This is a genomic window from Streptomyces sp. JNUCC 64, from assembly GCF_054484115.1.
Genome location: NZ_CM137015.1, coordinates 3,156,221 through 3,173,764 on the forward strand (window position 1 = coordinate 3,156,221; position 17,544 = coordinate 3,173,764).

Consider the following 17,544-nt stretch of genomic DNA (forward strand, 5'->3'; position numbering starts at 1 on the left):
CCGCCGCCCCGGCGCGCGGGGGTGCGCGCGCCGGGGCGGACCGCCCGAGGGGACGGGCTTCCCGGCCGGGCCGGGGCGCGGCCCGGACCGGGGGTGCGGCTCACGGCCGGGGCGGGCCGGAGCCGGGGGTGGGGTCCGGAGGTCCGGGTGGGGTGCCGGGGCTCCGGTCCCGCGCGGGGCGCGGGGGCCGGGGCACCGGGCCCGGACGGACGGGGTGGGTCAGGAGAGGTGGAGCTGCTGGCCCGGGTAGATCACGTCGGCGTCGTCGACGATGTCGTCGTTCAGCTCGTACAGCTTCTGCCAGCCGCCCTTGACGCCCTCGGCCTCGGCGATGTCGCTCAGGGTGTCGCCCTTGACGACCTTGTACTCGCCGTCGCCCTTCTGCACCTTCTTGCCGGTGGGGGTCTCCACCGTCTTGGCGGGGGCGGACTGCGCGGGCTGGGCGGCCGGGGCGCGGTCCTGGGCGCGGGAGGCGCGCTGCTCGGTCTGCTGCGGCTGGGCCTGCGGCTTGGGAGCGGCCTGCTGCTGGACCGGGGCCTGCTGGGCCGGGGCCTGCTGCTGCGGCTGCGCGGGGGCGGCGGCGCCACCACCGTAGGGGGTGTTGGAGAGGCCGACGCCACAGCTCGGCCAGGCACCCTTGCCCTGTCCGGCGAGGACCTTCTCGGCGATCTCGATCTGCTGCGCCTTGGTGGCCTGGTTGGCGGTGGCCGCGTACTTGGTGCCGCCGAAGGCGGCCCAGGTGGAGGCGGAGAACTGGAGGCCGCCGTAGTAGCCGTTGCCGGTGTTGATGGACCAGTTGCCGCCGGACTCGCACTGGGCGACGCGGTCCCACTCGGCGGCGGTGGCGGCGGACGCGCTGGTCGCCGTCATCAGCGGGGCGGCGACAGCCGCTCCGGTCACACCCGCCAGGGTGACGATACGGGTGGCCTTGCTGGGCTTGCGGTGCTTGCCCTTGCCGGAAAGCAGCATGAGTCATCCCCTCACCGACGCCGTACGAGGTGAGCTGTCGGGTTCGGGCCGAGTGAGTGCCCGGCCGCGCGTCCAGCGCGCGGCTCCACCCCTAGCCGTCCGGCTGCCCTCCGGGAGTCCTGACGACTCCCGGGGCGGCCCCGTACGGCGCTTACCTTGGGTCCCCCGCTCCTGCCAACGGCGCTTCACGCGTCGAGTTTCCCGAGCCTCCGTCGGCAGGATTCGGCGTGACGGCGATCGGTGTCCGCATCGGCGAACGGCTCTGACCGTAGACATGGGCGGGGGCGAAACTCAAAGCCCAGCGGGCTCTCTGAGACCCATGTCTCACTTCCGCCCCCCGCACCAAATTAGGACATTCAGGGTCTAACTACTGCTGCTTCTCGGCTTTTTCGGGGGCGAGGTCGAGGCTCTGGCCAGGGAGGATGTGGTCCGGGTCGGCTCCGACGGTGCCCTTGTTGCCGTCGTAGAGGGCGGTCCAACCCCCCTCGACCCCCTGGGAGTCGGCGATGGCCGACAGGTTGTCACCGGACTGGACCGTGTACGACTTGTCCAGTTCGTCACGAGTCGCCGCGCGCGAGGCATGGCGTCCGGCACTCTCCTCGGCACGGGACGCGGCGGCGTCCTCGGCCGCCGCCTCGCCACGGTGACGGCCCGCGCCCGCCTCGGCCGTCGCGTCCGCCGGGATCTCGGAGGCGGCGGCGCCGTCCGGGGTCGGGGAGCTGGACGGGGACTCCGTACCGGGTTCGGCGGAGCCGCTGCCGGTGCCCTCGCCGGGGCTCTCGGTCCCGCCCGGCTCGGTCCCGCCGGGTGACGGGTCCGTGGAGGGGGAGGAACCCGGCTCCTCGGAGGGGCTGGTGGAGGGGTCGGCGGAGTCGGTGGGACCGGCGGAACCGGTCGTGTCGTCCGTGGGCTCGCCGGAGCCGGTGGACCCCGTGGAACCGGTCGCGGGCGCCGACGGGGAGGCCGGGTCGGACGGCTCGGCGGAGCCGGTCGCGCCGGACGAGGGCTTGGAATCGGGGGACTTGGTGGCGGGGGCCTGGTCGGCGGTGGAGCGGGAGGTGTCCGTCTTGCCCGCCGTCACCCCGGCGGAGACGCTCCCGGAGTCGCTCCGGCCGGAGCCCGGACCGCCCGGGTCCACATCGGCCTTGGGTCCGCCCTTGGTGAGCTTCACGGCCTCGCCGCAACCCGGCCAGGCGGCGGGTCCCGAGGCGGCCAGGATGCGCTCGCCGACCGCGATCTGCTGGGAGCGGCTGGCCTGGTCGGGGCTGAGCGCGTAGTCGAGACCGCCGTGCTGGTCCCATGCCTCCTGGCTGATCTGGAGACCGCCGTAGAAGCCGTTGCCCTCGTCGGAGCTCCAGGCTCCGCCGCTCTCGCACTCCGCCAGCCGGTCCCAGGTCGCGGCCTCCGCCGCGTGCGCGCCGGTCGCCCCGAGCAACGGGATGGCGATGGCGGAGCTGGTGACTCCGGCGGCGACGACCAGAGCGGGGGCCTGTCGGGGGCGTCGGTGACGACCGTTCCCGGAGAGCATGCGGTGGCCTTTCGTACGACAGCGGGACCGACCACGGCGACTGGGGACCGCCGAGTCGTCGTGAACGTAGCGGGAGTCGAACGCCTGTCACAAGTCAATGCAGTACGGATCACGCCCGCATCACGAATCTGATGGTCCGTCAGCGCGGCGGATCGTGGACGTCTCACGGCCAAACCCGGTTCGCGCTTCAACTTCTGCGGCACCAGGGCTTGTTGACAGGGCGGAGGCCCTTCTCACGCCCCCTCGCAAACGGGACGAAGACGGGCTTCTCCCCCGCCCTGGTGAGGGGGTGGAATCCCAGGTCGGCGCGGGTGCGGGAATTTCCGTCGGCGTGGTCGGTCCGACGGGACGGAACCGGGCGCGCCGGTGCGGGCCCGCGCCGTTCCCGGCGGGCGAATCGTCCGGTCCGCCGGGAACGTTCGCGGGCGGCGATCCGGCCACTCCTCGCGCGGCGCGGCGCCCGGGGACCGACCCGGGCGCCCGCCCGGCGCACTTCCGGCGGTCCGGGCGGTTCTCCGGGGTTCCCCGGGGTTCCCCGGGGCGTTCCGGCGGGTTACCGGGCCTCGGCGCGGGACCCGGGAGTCCTCCGGGCGGGGGTCTCGGCGCGGGACTCGTCAGGACTTCGGCGGGACCTCGGTGGGGGCTCGGCGGGACCTCGGTGGGGCCCTGGTGGGTGCCTCAGCGCGGGGTGAACCGCACCGGGAGCGTCCGCAGACCGCGCATGATCAGACCGCCCCGCCACCGCAAGTCCTCCGGCGCGGCGTCCAGTCGCAGGTCCGGCAGTCGTCGTAGCAGAGTGGCCAGCGCCGTCCGCCCCTCCAGCCGGGCCAGCGGGGCGCCCAGACAGTAGTGGATGCCGTGGCCGTAGCCGAGGTGGGGGTTGTCACGGCGGGTCAGGTCGAGGACGTCCGGACGGTCGAAGCGGGCCGGGTCCCGGTTGGCCGCCGCCAGGACGACCAGCACCGGATCGCCCCGGCCGATCTCCCGGCCGCCCAGCCGCAGCGGCTCGGTGGCGAACCGCCAGGTGGCGATCTCCACGGGGCCGTCGAACCGCAACAGCTCCTCGACCGCCGTGTCCAGCGGACCGGGGTCGTCCCCCGCCAGCGCGCGTTCCAGCGAGGCCCGCTGCGCGGGGTGGTTGAGCAGGGCGAACAGTCCGTTGCCGATGAGGTTCACGGTCGTCTCGAACCCGGCGAACAGCAGGATGAACGCCATCGCCGCGGCCTCGCCCTCGGTGAGGTGCTCCCCGTGATCGGAGGCCCGGATCAGACCCGAGATCAGATCGTCGTCCCCCTCCTCCCCGAGGGTCTCCCGCTTGCGGTGGATCAGCTCCACGAGGTAGCCGCGCATCTTCTTCACGCTGCGCGCCACCCCGCCCCGGGGCCCGCCGCCGTGGCGGATCATCATGCCCGCCCAGTCCCGGAAGTCGTCCTGGTCCTCGGCGGGGACGCCCAGCAGGTCGCAGATGGCGTAGATGGGCAGCGGGAAAGCGAACTCGTGGATCAGGTCGGCCTCGCCGCGCGCCGCGAAACCGTCGATGAAGCGGTCCGTCAGCTCCCGCACCCGGGGCTCGAACGCGGCCACCCGGCGCGGGGTGAACGCCTTCGAGACCAGTCGGCGCAGCCGGGTGTGGTCGGGCGGGTCGATGTTGAGCAGATGCGTCATCAGCTCGGCCTTGCGCTCGCCCGGGATGCCCGTCTTGCCCCGGGCGTGCTCGGGCTCGTCGTGGTGGGCCGGGTTCTTGCTCAGCCGCGCGTCCGCGAGGGCCTGCCGGGCGTCGGCGTACCGGGTGACGAGCCATGCCTCCACCCCGCTCGGCAGCCGGGTGCGGTGCACGGGGGCGTGCTCGCGCAGCCAGGCGTACGCCGGGTAGGGATCGGTGGCGAACTCCCAGGTGAACAGGGCGGGGGCCGACGGGGACGGCGGGGGCGCGGACCGCCCTGGTCCGGTGGGCGGCTCCCCCGGCGGTCCGGTGGGCCGCTCCGGCGCGGTGGCGGGCTCCCCCGGTGCCGTGACTGGGTCCTCCGACGGTGCGGGGGGCTCCCCGGGCGGGACGGCTTGCTCCCCGAGCGGTGTGGCGGGCGCGGACGGGGCGGGCCCGGGTGGCACGGAACCGGCCGGATCGGGCTCGGACGGGTCCGGCCCGGGCGGGACGGGCCCGGGCGGGGTGCGCGTCACCTCAGGCGTCCCCGGACCGGTCGTCGCCGGACCGGTCGTCGCCGGGCTCGTCCCCGGAGACGCTCTCGGCGCCGCCCGGCCGTTCGGCCGCGCGGATCGCGTCCCGGTAGGCGCGGGCCGCCGCGCGCAGGGCGGCCTCGGGGTCGGTGCCCTCGGCCTCGGCGCGGACGGCGAGCGCCAGCAGCGCGTAGCCGACGCCCTCGCCGCTGGGCGGCGGGACGTCCAGTCCGGCGGAGCGGACCCGGGAGCCGAGCTTCGCGGCGAGCGCCAGGCCGGGCTGGGCGAGCGGGACGCCGTCGGTGACCGAGGCGCGCCGCTTCTCCTCCGCCTTGGCGCGCAGCCAGATCGCCCGGACGTCCTCGGGCGTCTCGGCGGTCTCGTCGCCGAAGAGGTGCGGATGGCGGTGGACCAGCTTGGTGACGATCCCGGCGGCCACGTCGTCGATCGAGAAGGCGTCCTCCCCGGCCTCCTCCGCGATGCGCGCGTGGAACACCACCTGGAGGAGCAGGTCGCCGAGTTCCTCGCGCAGTTCGTCGCGGTCACCGGTCTCGATGGCCTCGACGAGTTCGTACGACTCCTCCAGGGCGTGCTTGGCCAGGTCCTCGTGGGTGCGGACCGAGGACCAGGGGCAGTCGCGGCGGATCTGGTCCATGAGCTGGACGAGGTCCAGCAGCCGGGCGCCGGGGAGATCGTAGGAGGCGGGCAGCAGTTCCAGGTCGGGCATGCTGAACCGGCCGGAGCCCGCGAGCCGGGCCAGACCGTCGGTGAGCCGCTGCTCCCCCTCCCCGAGGGCGAGGACGGCGACCGTGCGGCCCTCGGCGGACGCGACCAGCTCCGCCGCGTCCGGGGCCGCGGTCTCCACCTCGATCCCGGCCTCCCGGATATAGGGGAGCTGGGGGTGGCCGGGGTCCGCGCACCACACGCGGTCGGCGGTGCGCAGGGTCTGCCAGGCGGGCCAGGACAGCAGGCCCGGGGCGACCCGGTGGCTGGTGGTGACCAGGACGATCCGTCCCGCCGGTCCGACGACGTCGTTCTCACTCACCCGACGAACCTAGCCCACCCCCGGACGGTCCGCCGGAACGGGTCCCGGACGGGGAGGCCGTCCGGAAGCCGTCCGGGGTCGTCGCCCGGTCCGGCGCGGGTCCGGGCGGCCCCGCGCGCGGGGCGCGGGGCTCGTGCGGCGCGGGGTCAGGTGGTGGTGGCCGCCGGGGCGGGCTCGGTGATCTCGCGGACCCACGGGGTGGACGCGTCCACCCGGCCGACCCGGCCGCCCTCGCCCACGGCCCACTCGCCGTAGCGGGGGTTAAGCCGGACGTCGAGCTGGTCGGAGGCCGCGTTGAGGGCCTTCCAGAACGCCTGCTGTCCGGCCGGGGTGTTCATGTCCGCGCCGAGCCGCTCGGAGAGCTTCTGGGCGGCGACCTCGGTGCGCAGACTGGCGTCGAGCTGCCCCGGCGGCACGTTGTACTGCTGGAGCCAGGCGGCCTGGAGCCCCTTCTCCCCGCCCGCCTGCTGGGCCAGCCCCTTGCGCAGTTCCTGGACGTCCTTGCGGGTCACCGTGACCCCGGCGTCCTCGACGGCCCGGTCGAGCACCCGGTCCAGGACCATGGTGTGCAGGGTGGAGCGGGTCAGCTCCCCGGTCTGGGTGAGGACCTGCTCGTACTGGGCGTCGTCCTTCACGGCCGCGCGCTGGGCGGCCCGCACCGCGTTGACCCGGCCCTCCAGCTGTTCCACGGTGATCCGCTGCTCGCCGACGACGGCCGCCGCGCCCGGGCGGGCGTCGTTGCCGCACGCGGTGAGCAGGGGGGTCGCCGCGAGCAGGGCGGCGGCGGAGAGAGTGACTGCGTTGCGACGGCGGCGGTGCAAAGGAGCCTCCCGGCGGCGAGATTGTGCTTCGGTGCACAAAGTCCAGCGGTGATCGATGGTAGGCAGTGGCCGGGGGTTCGGCCACTGGTTCGGCAGACCTGATTCCGCCGAAGTGGCGGGGGCGTTCCGCCACGGCGGCGGGGCCCCGATGCCTCAACGAGCCGCCTCCGGCCGGGGTACGCGTGTCACCCCGGCCCCTCGCGCCCCGGGACGGGACCGTTCCCCGTCCCGTCCCCGTCCCCGTGCCGTACCGTCCCCGTGCCGTCCCGACGCCGGGACGGCCGGGCGCCGCCGCCGGGCGGGATCAGCCCCCGACCTGGCCCAGCCACTGGAGGGTGCGCCGGACCTCTGCCGGGATCGGGTGGGCGGGGCCGTGCCGTCCCTGGGCGTCGTGCAGCAGCCGTACCAGGGTGTCGTGGGCGGCCGCCCGGTCACCGAGGGCCAGCAGCAGCTGCCCGATGCGGCGGCGGATCTCGAACGGGAGGTCCGGGTCGGCGGCCGTGTACGGGTTCTCCGCGTACGGGTTGTCGCGGTGTTCGAAGTGGGGCAGCAGGGCCCGGTACTCGGCGAGCGCGGCGGCGGGTTCCCCGAGCTGCTCCAGACAGTGCGCGGCGTCGTAGCGGAAGCGCAGGGCCTGGGGGTCGGCGGGGCCCGCCTCGGCGGCGCGCTCGTCGGCGAGCAGCCGCAGTTCGGGCAGCGCCCGCCGGTACTGGCCGTCGTCCATGAGGGTGGTCGCGTACTGCTTGCGCAGGGTGCGGACGACCGGGGAGCGCTCGCCGTGCTGGGCGGCGGCGGCCGGGAGGATCGAGCCGAGGATGTCGACGGCCTGGGTGATGCCGCCCTCCCCCAGCAGCCGTTTGACCTCGTCGACGGCGGCCGCCACGTCGGGCCGTCCGCCGGGACCGGTGGTGGTGGCCGGGGCGGGGCCCCCGGGGCGGGGCGCGGGGACGACCGCGCGGTCCGGCCAGGGGGCGTGCGGACGCAGGAAGGGGCGGGTGGGGTCGAGCGGGCCGCCGGTGGGGGTGCCCCGGGACGGCAGCAGCGGCAGCAGGTGCTCGTACACCTGCTGGGCAGTGGCCGGGCGGTGCTGGGGGTCCTTGGCGAGGAGCGCGAGGACCAGGCGTTCCAGGGGTTCGGGGACCTCGGGGCGCAGCCGCCGGACCGGCAGCGGGGGCTCGTACAGATGGCGGTGGAGCACCCCGAGCGCGGTGGACCCGGCGAAGGGCACCTCCCCGCTGAGGAGTTCGTGGAGCAGCGCGCCGAGCGCGTAGAGGTCGGTGTACGGGCCGACGGCGCCGCCCATGGCCTGTTCGGGGGCCATGTAGGCGGGGCTGCCGATGGGCGAGCCGGTGTGGGTGAGACGGGTGGTGTCGCTGTCCATCACGGAGGCGACACCGAGGTCGAGGACGGTGACCGTGCCGTCCTGGCGGACCATCACGTTGCGGGGCTTGAGGTCGCGGTGGACGATCGGCACGGCGTGCACGGCGGAGAGCACCGCGCACAGTTGCGCGGCGACGGCGACCGCCCAGGGCCACGGGTAGGGGTCGTGTTCGGCGAGGTGGTCGGCGAGGTCGGCCCCGTCGACGTACTGCATCACGAGGTAGAGGTCGTCGTCCTCGCTGCCCGCGTCGTGCACGGTGACCAGGCCGGGGTGGTCGACCTGGGCGGTGACCCGGCACTCGCGGACGAAGCGGCGGCGCAGTTCCTCGGTCTCGGCGCTGCCGGGGCCCGCGACCTTGTCGGGGCGGAGCAGCTTCACGGCCACCCGGCGGTCCAGGCGCTGGTCGTAGGCCGTCCAGACCTGGCCCATGCCGCCCTGTCCGATCAGGGTGGACAGGGCGTAGCGGTCGGCGACGACGCGTCCTCCGGTCACCAGTGGTTCCCCCCGTCGCGGTGCCGTCCGTGGCCGTCACCGTCGTGGCCGTCACGGCCGGTGCCGCTGTTGCCGCTGTTGTACCCCTGGCCCTGGCCGGGACCGTACCCCTGCGCCTGGCCCTGGTCCGGGCTCTGGTCCTGGCGGCGCAGGTAGTCGCTCAGTTCGTCGAGTTCGGCGCGGACCTGGTCGATGCGGGCGGCCGGGCGCGGTTGCGGGGGCGGGGTGTGGTGCGGGGACGGGACCGGGGTCTGGTGCGGCGGCGGGGTCTGGCGGGGGTCCGGGTACGCGGGCGGACCGGGGACCGGGGTGCCCTGGGGGTACGGCGGGGGCGGGGCGGCCTGGCCGGGGTACGAGGGGACGGTTCCGTAGGGGCCGGGCGGGGTCGGCGGGGTCCGGTGCTGGAGCGGGGGGTAGCCGTAGCCGGGGGCCGGAGCGGAGGGCCCGGCGGGCGGACCGGCCGCGTACGGGGCGGCGGGCGGCGGGGTCTGGAAGTGCCGCATGTCGGTCTGGACGAAGTACACCGCGACGACGACCGCCATCAGCAGCAGGACCGCCATGCCGGTGTTGCCGCGCCAGGTGGTCAGGTCGTCCGTGCCGTCCGAGACCAGCAGTCCGAGCGCGACGACGAGCACCACGACCGAGGCGGCGAAGTAGACCCAGTCGCGCGTTCTGCGGGTCAGCAGGGCGATCCTCAGCAGGGCACCCCACGCGAGCATCCCGCAACTGCCCAGGCACAGCACCAGGAAGAGCACCCGGAGCAGCGCCAGCACCCCGTCCCCCGGCCGCTGTGGCTGTCGTGGTGGGGCGCCGTGGCCGTGCATGGCTCTCCTGAGGTGACCGGAGACGCCTGGTGGGGCGTCTGTGGTGACATGCGGATGGTGCGGGATTCGAGCGTATAACCCGGATCCGGCACCCGCTCCGGCGATCAGTCGAACCCTTGTCGCGCGCCGGGGGAGAGCGGAGGTTTTGCGGTGACTCGTCCGTCTCGTCCCGGCGTTGACCTCCACCCCCGCCCGCCCCGGTGTACCCGTCCCCTGCCCACGCGCCCGCCCCTGTGCCCGCTTCCCGCTTCCCGCTTCCGGCTTCCGGCTTCCGGCTTCCGGCTTCCGGCACCACGCTCCTCCGGTCCCTCCGGCTCCTCGCGGACGGATCAGCGGATCGACCGGCGACGGCCCGGGGCGGACGAGACCGGGGCGGACGAGACCGGGAGCTACGGGGTCAGGACGGCGGGGTGGGTGCGGGGGCGTCCGGGGACGACGGGCCGGGGGCGACCGTTCCGTCCGTGAGGCCGTCGTGCATCCCGCGCACCAGCCGTTCGCCGAGCGCCCCGGCCAGCCGCAGCGCGTCCTCGAAGGCGGCGAGGGTGCGGAACCGGTCGCCGTAGCGGCGCTGCTGGTCCAGCGGGATGCGCGGCACCTGCACCCGGCGGACGTCGAGCCGGGTGGCCGTGGAGGCGTAGCTGCTGGCCTGGCGGTTGTTGGCGGTGCCGCGCAGGAACCCGGCGAGGAACCAGGGGTCGAGCGCGGCGGGGTCGGGACGCAGCAGGGTGAGGTTGCGGCCGAGCGCCGCCCCCGCCTCCGGGCCGACGACCCGGGCCACGGCGCCGCCGCCGAGGACGGGAACCACCACGTCACCGGGTTCGGTGAGCACGGTGTCGTCGGGGAGTTCGCCCCCGGGCAGCTCCCCGGAGGGCGGGCCCCCGGCGAGGACGTCGTGGTCGGTGAGGACGGGGACGCGGGTGCCGGAGGCGGACTCCAGGGCGCCGGAGGCGGCGGACGGGGTGCCGCCGGTGGCCGGTGCCGCGTGCAGGGTGGCGGTGCGCAGGGTGACCGCGCCCGCCCGGGCCAGCTCGCCGATCGTGGTCTGCGGCCAGGGCGCGCGGGGGGAGGGTTCCGGAGCGGGCGGCGGCGGGGTGAGTTCGGCGGTGAGCCGCAGGGTGTCGCCGAGGCGGTCGCGGACGGCGGCCAGTTCGGCGGCGCCGCCGCCCGCCGCCGGGGGCGGGAGGTGGCGGGCGGGGGCGAGGTCCACGTCGTCGTCGAGGAGTTCGATGACGGGAACGCCCCGGCTGACGCCCGGCCGCTCCTCGGCTGCGCCGGTGCGGTCGTAGGGGCGCCAGGCGTCGAGGACGGTGTCCCGGACGGTGTCCCAGCCGGGGCGGGGCCGTCCGTCGGAGGTCTCCCCGGCCGCGTCGACGAGCAGCACCTCCGGACGGGCCGGGGGCTGTCCGGCGACGGGGCGGCGCAGCACCCACAGGTGCAGGGGGATGTTGTACGGGGGCGCGGACCCGGCGGGCAGCGCGATGACGGCCCGCAGCGCGCCCCGGCGCAGCAGATCGGCGCGGATGCGGCGGCCGGAGCGGCGGGAGGCGGCGGCGGGCGGCATCAGCAGCACGGCGGTGCCGCCGTCGCGCAGCCGGGCGACCGCGTGCTGCACCCAGGCCAGCTCGGACTCGGTACGGGCCGGGAAGCCGTACTCCCAGCGCGCGTCGTAGGCGAGTTCGTCGTGGCCCCAGTTGCGCTCGTTGAACGGGGGGTGGCAGAGGACGGCGTCGGCCCGCAGCCCCGGGAAGGCGTCGGAGCGCAGGGTGTCCCCGGCCCGGGCGTGCACCTCGGCGTCCTCGTGCAGGGCGAGGCGCAGGGCGGTCAGCGCGGCGAGTTCGGGGACGGCGTCCTGCGCGTACACGGCGGCGGGGGCGCGGACGGCGCGCAGCAGGGTGCCGGTGCCCGACGCGGGGTCGAGGACGGTGCGGGCCTCGCCGGCGAGTTCCGCCATCAGCTCGGCGGGGCCGGTCGGGGTGAGGGTGTACTGGCGCGGGTTGGCGTCGAGGTGACGGCCGAGCAGGAACTCGAAGGTCTGACGGGCACCGCGTTCGGCGGCGAGTTCCGCGACGCCGCGCAGCAGCGGGACGGAGGGGGCGAGGTCGCCGGGGGCGGGCACCGTGACGGCGGCGGGTCCGGTGGGCGCCGCGGACGCGCCGGGCACGGTGGGCGCGCCGGACCGGCCGGACTGTGAACCGCCGTCGGTCCGGGGGGCGCCCCCCGCAGGGTGGGCACCGAAGCGGGCGGTGACGACCTTGGTGAGGGCGTCGGGAAGGAGTTCCGCCATCCGGGGGTCGGAGACGGCGGCGATTTCCAGCCAGTCGGTGGGGCGGTCGCGGACCAGGAGCAGCGCGCAGCCCGCGTGCACCAGCGCGGTGACCGGTCCGGCGGGGTGACCGGCGAGCTGCTGCCAGACCCGTTCGCGCAGCGGGACCTCGGCGAGCTTGCCCTGGCGGCGCAGCCACTCCTCGATCTCGGCGAGCGCGAAGGACGGGCTGGTCTCGGTGCCTCCCACCGGCCGGGGGAAGTCGGCGTGCCGACGACGCCAGTTGCTGACGGCGGCGCGACCGACCCCCGCGAGCCGCGCGATCCCGGCGGCGGTCACCTCCGTGGCGTTGTCGTGCACGCGCTCGACCTCCCTCATCCCCGTCATCCGTGTGACAGCGAGCATACCCAGCCACGTGCAACCCATCTATTCACGCCGTGTATCAACGATCATTTCTCAGTTCATGTTGACTCGGTTCACAGCCTCTGTTGTTATTGACCCATCGAACGAACGGCACCTCGGGTTCGGGGGCCTTCACTTGTGGGAGGGGACCCTTCATGGGCATCAAGAAGACGCTCGCCATCGGCGCCGTCATCGTCGGCATCACCGCGGCCGCGGCCGTGGGCTGCTCCCCCGAGGACGAGACCTCGGGCTCCAAGAAGAGCGGCACCTCCGCGTCCAGCGGCACCGGCGAGAAGAGCGACAAGGGCGGCAAGGACGACAAGGGCGGCGCGAAGGGCGGCGACAAGAAGAAGGACGCGGCGAAGGGGTCGGCGGCCGACCAGTTCAAGGCGTTCGTGAACAAGAACGGCACGCCCAAGGAGAAGGAGGCCGCCGCCCACGTCACCAAGGTGCAGGGCGTGGACGAGATCAACTCCATCCTCAGCAGCGTGGACGTCTACACCGACTACACCGGCGGGATGATGGGCGCGGGCTCCGGGCCCGCGAAGCTGCTCGCCTCCGCCTTCGCGGACTGGAAGAAGACCGACAGCGGCGGCGGGCTCGTCACGATCTACGACGCCGAGGGCGAACTGATCTCGAACGGCAACTTCTGATCCCGGCCACCGCGTCCGGGCCACGGCGACGGCACCGCGCCCGTCCGACGACCGCCCGGGGCACGGCACCGCACGCACGGGGCACGGTCCCGGCCACCGTCCGGCGGATCGCCCGGCGGACCGCCCCGGACGGGGACGAGCCGACCTGGGACGTGGCCCCGGCGGCGGTCAGTCCTCGCACTGCCCCCGCATCGCGCGCCGGTCCGCCGCCGTCACCGGCAGCCCGTACTCCTCCGCGACCTGGGCGAACCGCACCGCGTACGCGCACCGGACCCGGCGGTCGGGCGGCAGCCAGGAGGCGGGGCCCGAGTCCCGTTTGGCCGCGTTGGTCCGGCCCGACACCGGCAACAGGTTCAGCGCGTCGTTGGCGAACCGTTCCCGCTTCTCCCGGTCCCAGCGCGCCGCGCCCAACTGCCAGGCGTACGACATCGGCACCACATGGTCGATCTGCACCTCGGCGGCGTCCCGCTTGCGCCAGTCGAGGGTGCGGCCGGTGTACGGGTCGAACAGTTCCATCGCGATGACGACGCAGTCCGAACCCGACCGGAACTCAAGCCGCCGCCCATCGCGTCGCAGCAGGTCGTTGCGGGTGTCACAGCCGTTGCGCGCCCATGGCGTGCCGTCCGCCGTGTCCATCCAGGCGTAGCCGAACGCGTCCCGTTCGTATCCGGTGCGCGGCCCCCGGCCCCGGACCTCCAGACCGTCGATCAGCCGCCGGGCAGCCGCCCGGTCCCCGTCCGTGGTGACGGGGGCGAGCCCCGGACGCGTCCCGTCCGGGTTGCGCAACGGGCTGACGGAGCGGGTGTCCGGGGCGGCGGCCCGCCGGTCCGGGGCGGGCCGTTCGGTCAGGACCTCGCACCCCGTCGCCGTCAGCGCGGCCACCGCTCCCAGCGCCGCCACCCGGCGACGGCTCCCCCAGGGCCCCCGTCCGGGTCCAGCGGCGTCCCGCTCCGGTCCGTTCCGGTACCCCATGTCCGTCCTCCCCGTACCGCCGCCCGGGCTGTCGCCCGGCCGGTCCGTCCCACCGTCTCACCGCTGCCCGTCACCGTCGTCCGTCGCCGCCGTCCGTGCCGTCCGTCACCGCCGCCGATCGCGCCGTCCGGCTCCGTCAGGGCCCTCGGTCACGGCCCTCGGCCACGACTCCCGGTCCCGGCCGCCCTCCCGTCACGGGACCCGGCCGGGTCCCGTTCGGGGCCTTCGCTACGAACCCAGGATCGAGGCCAGGAACTCACCGGTCCACGCCAGCAGTTCGCGGCCCGTCAGGGGCTTGCCGCCGACCTTGGCCGTCTTGGGGCGGGGGACGAGGACCTGCCCGGCCGCCGGCTTGATCACCGAACCCGGGTACAGCCGCTTCAGCCGCAGCTCCTGCGACTCCCGCAGCTCCACCGGGGCGAACCGGATGTTGGTGCCCTGGAGCACCACCTCACCGACCCCGCAGGCCCGGGCCAGCATCCGCAGCCCGGCGACCAGCAGCAGGTTCTCCACCGGCTCGGGCAACTTGCCGTAGCGGTCGGTCAGTTCCTCCCGGACCGCCGCGACATCGGCCTCCGTGTTCGCCGAGGCGATCGCCCGGTACGCCTGGAGACGCAGCCGCTCACCGGGCGCGTAGTCGTGCGGGACGTGCGCGTCCACCGGAAGCTCGATCTTCACCTCCAGCGGCGGCTCCTCCTCCACCCCGCCCTCCAGCGACGCCCGGTAGTCCGCGACGGCCTCGCCGACCATCCGTACGTACAGGTCGAAGCCGACGCCCGCGATGTGACCGGACTGCTCGCCGCCGAGCAGGTTGCCCGCGCCCCGGATCTCCAGGTCCTTCATCGCGACGTACATGCCCGCGCCCATCTCGGTGTGCTGGGCGATCGTCGCCAGCCGCTCGTGCGCCGTCTCGGTGAGCGGCTTCTCCGGCGGATAGAGGAAGTACGCGTACCCCCGCTCCCGGCCCCGGCCCACCCGGCCGCGCAACTGGTGCAGCTGCGAGAGCCCGAAGTTGTCGCCGCGCTCCACGATCAGGGTGTTCGCGTTGGAGATGTCGATCCCGGACTCCACGATCGTCGTGGACACCAGCACGTCGTACTTCTTCTCCCAGAAGTCCACCACGACCTGCTCCAGCGTCTGCTCCGACATCTGGCCGTGCGCGGTCGCGATCCGGGCCTCCGGGACGATCGCCCGCAGCCGGGCCGCCGCCCGGTCGATGGACTCCACCCGGTTGTGGATGTAGAAGACCTGCCCCTCGCGCAGCAGCTCACGGCGGATCGCCGCGCCGATCTGCCGCTCCTCGTACGGACCGACGAAGGTGAGCACCGGGTGCCGCTCCTCCGGCGGAGTGGTGATCGTCGACATCTCGCGGATGCCGGTCACCGCCATCTCCAGCGTCCGGGGGATCGGCGTCGCGGACATCGTCAGCACGTCGACGTTGGCCCGCAGCTTCTTCAGCTGCTCCTTGTGCTCGACGCCGAACCGCTGCTCCTCGTCGACGATGACCAGGCCCAGGTCCTTGAATTTGGTCTCCGAGGCGAACAGCCGGTGGGTGCCGATGACCACGTCCACCGAACCGTCCCGCAGACCCTCCAGCGTCGCCTTGGCCTCCGCGTCGGTCTGGAACCGGCTGAGCGCCCGGACCCTCACCGGGAACTGTCCGTACCGCTCGCTGAAGGTGCCGAAGTGCTGCTGCACCAGCAGGGTCGTCGGCACCAGCACCGCCACCTGCTTGCCGTCCTGCACCGCCTTGAACGCGGCGCGCACCGCGATCTCCGTCTTGCCGTAGCCCACGTCGCCGCAGATCAGCCGGTCCATCGGGACCGTCTTCTCCATGTCCTCCTTGACCTCGGCGATCGTGGTCAGCTGATCGGGCGTCTCCGCGTACGGGAAGGCGTCCTCCAGCTCCCGCTGCCAGGGGGTGTCGGGGCCGAAGGCGTGGCCGGGCGCCGCCATCCGCGCGCTGTACAGCTTGATCAGGTCGGCGGCGATCTCCTTGACGGCCTTCTTGGCGCGGGCCTTCGTCTTGGTCCAGTCGGCACCGCCGAGCCGGTGCAGGGTGGGCGCCTCCCCGCCGACGTACTTGGTGATCTGCTCCAGCTGGTCCGTGGGGATGTACAGCCGGTCGCCGGGCTGGCCCCGCTTGGCGGGCGCGTACTCCACCACCAGGTACTCACGGGTCGCGCCCTGGACCGTGCGCTGCGCCATCTCGATGTAGCGGCCCACGCCGTGCTGCTCGTGGACGATGTAGTCGCCGGTCTCCAGGGTCAGCGGGTCGACGGACTTGCGGCGGCGGGCGGGCATCCGCTGCCCGTCCTTGCCCGCCGTGCGCTGCCCCGACAGGTCCGTCTCGGTGAGCACCGCCAGTTTGAGCCCCGGGTCGACGAACCCGTACTCGACGGAACCGCACGCCACGTGCACCACCGAGGGGCCGAGCGCGCCGCTTCCCTTGCCCGTTCCGTCGAGGGTGGTCAGGCGGGCCGGGATGCCCTCGCCGCCCAGCACCTCGACGGTACGGGCCGCCGGGCCGTGGCCCTCGGTGACGAACACCGTGCGCCAGCCGTCCGCCAGCCAGCCCTTGGTGTCGGCGAGCGCCCGCGCGGTGTCGCCCCGGTACGCCTCCGGGGCGCGCATCCCCAGTTGCAGGGTGTCGCTCCCGTCCGGGGACGCGCTCCCGTCCGCCGCGAACGGGGACACCGACCACCACATCACGCCCAGCTCGCGGGCCCGCTCCCGGACGTCCGCGATGGCCCACAGCGACGCCGCGCCCACGTCGATCGGCGCCTCGCCGCCGCCCGCGCTGGCCGCCCAGGACGCCTGGAGGAACTCCTGCGAGGTCGCGACCAGGTCCGCCGCCCGGGTGCGCACCCGCTCCGGGTCGCACACCACGGCCATGCTGCCCGCCGGGAGCACGTCCAGCAGCAGTTCCATGTCGTCCACGAGGACCGGGGCCAGCGACTCCATGCCCTCCACGGCGATGCCCTCGGCGATCTTGCCGAGCAGTTCGCCCAGCTCCGGATGGGCCTCGGCCAGGGCCGCCGCCCGCTCCCGCACCTGCTCGGTGAGCAGCAGCTCACGGCAGGGAGGTGCCCACAGTCCGTGCTCGGCGATCTCCAGGGAGCGCTGGTCGGCGACCTTGAAGTAACGGATCTCCTCGATGTCGTCGCCCCAGAACTCCACCCGCAGCGGGTGTTCCTCCGTCGGCGGGAAGACGTCCAGGATGCCGCCGCGCACGGCGAACTCACCGCGCTTCTCGACCAGCTCCACCCGTACGTACGCGGCGGCCGCCAGCGCCTCGACGATCTCGCCGAGGTCCGCCCGCTGACCGGTGCGCAGCGCCACCGGCTCCAGTTCGCCGAGGCCCTTGACCTGCGGCTGGAGCACCGAGCGGATCGGGGCGACCACCACCGAGACGGGGCCCGCCTCGGGGTCGTCCGCGACCGGGTGGCTCAGTCGGCGCAGCACCGCGAGGCGGCGGCCCATGGTGTCGGAGCGGGGCGAGAGGCGTTCATGGGGCAGGGTCTCCCAGGACGGGTACTCCACCACGCCGTCCGCCGGGAGCAGCGATCGCAGGGCCGCGGCCAGGTCCTCCGCCTCGCGGCCGGTGGCCGTCACCGCGAGCACCGGGCGGCCCGCGTTCCTGGCGAGGGCCGCCACCGCGAAGGGCCGGGCCGCCGCCGGGCCCACCAGGTCCACATGGGGCCGGTTGCCGTCGCGGGCGGCCCGCACCGCTTCGGTGAGGGCCGGGTCCTCGGCTACCGCGTCCAGCAGACCGTGCAGGCTCATGAAGGGGTTTCCGTCCCGGTGGTTGGGCAACACGAACACCCCGGCTCGGGGAACCGGGGGCTCTCCAGCGTACGCCGTCCGGCGCGGGCCGCCACGGTTTCCGGGCTCGGGTGCGCGGGGGGTGCGGGGCTGTGCTAAGCCCCGCGCGCCGGTTCGCTGGCGGCGGGGCGGGGGCGGGGCGGGGGCCGGTACCGGGGTGGGGGCGGGGCCGGGGCCGGCCTGCGGGTTGGTGG

General features: G+C 74.7%; 11 protein-coding genes and 1 riboswitch. Of the genes, 1 reads left to right on the plus strand and 10 read right to left on the minus strand.

What is annotated here, in order from left to right; genetic code table 11:
• Window positions 1-219 precede the first annotated feature (219 nt).
• From ACVWNX_RS12795 to ACVWNX_RS12830, 8 genes are all read right to left on the minus strand, one after another.
• The gene (locus ACVWNX_RS12795) at window positions 220-969 is read right to left on the minus strand and encodes a transglycosylase family protein (RefSeq protein WP_454414040.1); all 750 of its coding nucleotides are present in this window, start codon (window positions 967-969) and stop codon (window positions 220-222) included.
• A 3-nt stretch (window positions 970-972) separates the two neighbouring features.
• Window positions 973-1,162, minus strand: a riboswitch (cyclic di-AMP (ydaO/yuaA leader).
• A gap of 174 nt (window positions 1,163-1,336) precedes the next feature.
• Window positions 1,337-2,497, minus strand: a complete 1,161-nt coding sequence (locus tag ACVWNX_RS12800; protein ID WP_454414041.1) for a transglycosylase family protein — start codon at window positions 2,495-2,497, stop codon at window positions 1,337-1,339.
• Window positions 2,498-3,175: 678 nt separating this feature from the next.
• Window positions 3,176-4,399, minus strand: coding sequence for a cytochrome P450 family protein (locus ACVWNX_RS12805; protein ID WP_454414740.1), 1,224 nt, complete (start codon window positions 4,397-4,399; stop codon window positions 3,176-3,178).
• Between the two features lie 277 nt (window positions 4,400-4,676).
• Complete coding sequence (locus tag ACVWNX_RS12810; RefSeq protein ID WP_454414042.1) at window positions 4,677-5,717, minus strand: nucleoside triphosphate pyrophosphohydrolase; 1,041 nt, start codon at window positions 5,715-5,717, stop codon at window positions 4,677-4,679.
• A gap of 146 nt (window positions 5,718-5,863) precedes the next feature.
• Window positions 5,864-6,538 (minus strand): SurA N-terminal domain-containing protein, encoded by a 675-nt coding sequence (locus tag ACVWNX_RS12815; protein WP_454414043.1) that lies wholly within the window; start codon window positions 6,536-6,538, stop codon window positions 5,864-5,866.
• A gap of 304 nt (window positions 6,539-6,842) precedes the next feature.
• Window positions 6,843-8,411, minus strand: coding sequence for a serine/threonine-protein kinase (locus ACVWNX_RS12820; RefSeq protein WP_454414044.1), 1,569 nt, complete (start codon window positions 8,409-8,411; stop codon window positions 6,843-6,845).
• A complete protein-coding gene (locus ACVWNX_RS12825; RefSeq protein ID WP_454414045.1) occupies window positions 8,408-9,235 on the minus strand; it encodes a hypothetical protein in 828 nt (275 codons plus the stop codon). The genes ACVWNX_RS12820 and ACVWNX_RS12825 overlap by 4 nt, the downstream gene beginning before the upstream one ends.
• A gap of 397 nt (window positions 9,236-9,632) precedes the next feature.
• Entirely contained in the window at window positions 9,633-11,885 is a 2,253-nt protein-coding gene (locus tag ACVWNX_RS12830; RefSeq protein WP_454414046.1) for an N-6 DNA methylase, read from the minus strand.
• 170 nt (window positions 11,886-12,055) lie between these two features.
• Between ACVWNX_RS12830 and ACVWNX_RS12835 the strand changes: the two genes are divergently transcribed.
• Entirely contained in the window at window positions 12,056-12,553 is a 498-nt protein-coding gene (locus tag ACVWNX_RS12835) for a hypothetical protein (RefSeq protein ID WP_454414047.1), read from the plus strand.
• A gap of 168 nt (window positions 12,554-12,721) precedes the next feature.
• On the opposite strand, the gene ACVWNX_RS12840 is transcribed toward ACVWNX_RS12835, so the two are convergent.
• Entirely contained in the window at window positions 12,722-13,453 is a 732-nt protein-coding gene (locus ACVWNX_RS12840; protein ID WP_454414048.1) for an HNH endonuclease family protein, read from the minus strand.
• Window positions 13,454-13,753: 300 nt separating this feature from the next.
• On the minus strand, window positions 13,754-17,311 hold the full coding sequence (gene mfd / locus ACVWNX_RS12845; protein ID WP_454414049.1) for a transcription-repair coupling factor: 3,558 nt from the start codon (window positions 17,309-17,311) through the stop codon (window positions 13,754-13,756).
• Window positions 17,312-17,544 lie beyond the last annotated feature (233 nt).

What these genes read in the sequence shown, in the direction of transcription:
- ACVWNX_RS12825 (WP_454414045.1), bottom strand. Translation starts at nt 9,235, where the DNA reads ATGCACGGCCACGGCGCCCCACCACGACAGCCACAGCGGCCGGGGGAC.
- ACVWNX_RS12835 (WP_454414047.1), top strand. Translation starts at nt 12,056, where the DNA reads ATGGGCATCAAGAAGACGCTCGCCATCGGCGCCGTCATCGTCGGCATC.
- ACVWNX_RS12795 (WP_454414040.1), bottom strand. Translation starts at nt 969, where the DNA reads ATGCTGCTTTCCGGCAAGGGCAAGCACCGCAAGCCCAGCAAGGCCACC.
- ACVWNX_RS12800 (WP_454414041.1), bottom strand. Translation starts at nt 2,497, where the DNA reads ATGCTCTCCGGGAACGGTCGTCACCGACGCCCCCGACAGGCCCCCGCT.
- mfd (WP_454414049.1), bottom strand. Translation starts at nt 17,311, where the DNA reads ATGAGCCTGCACGGTCTGCTGGACGCGGTAGCCGAGGACCCGGCCCTC.
- ACVWNX_RS12830 (WP_454414046.1), bottom strand. Translation starts at nt 11,885, where the DNA reads ATGACGGGGATGAGGGAGGTCGAGCGCGTGCACGACAACGCCACGGAG.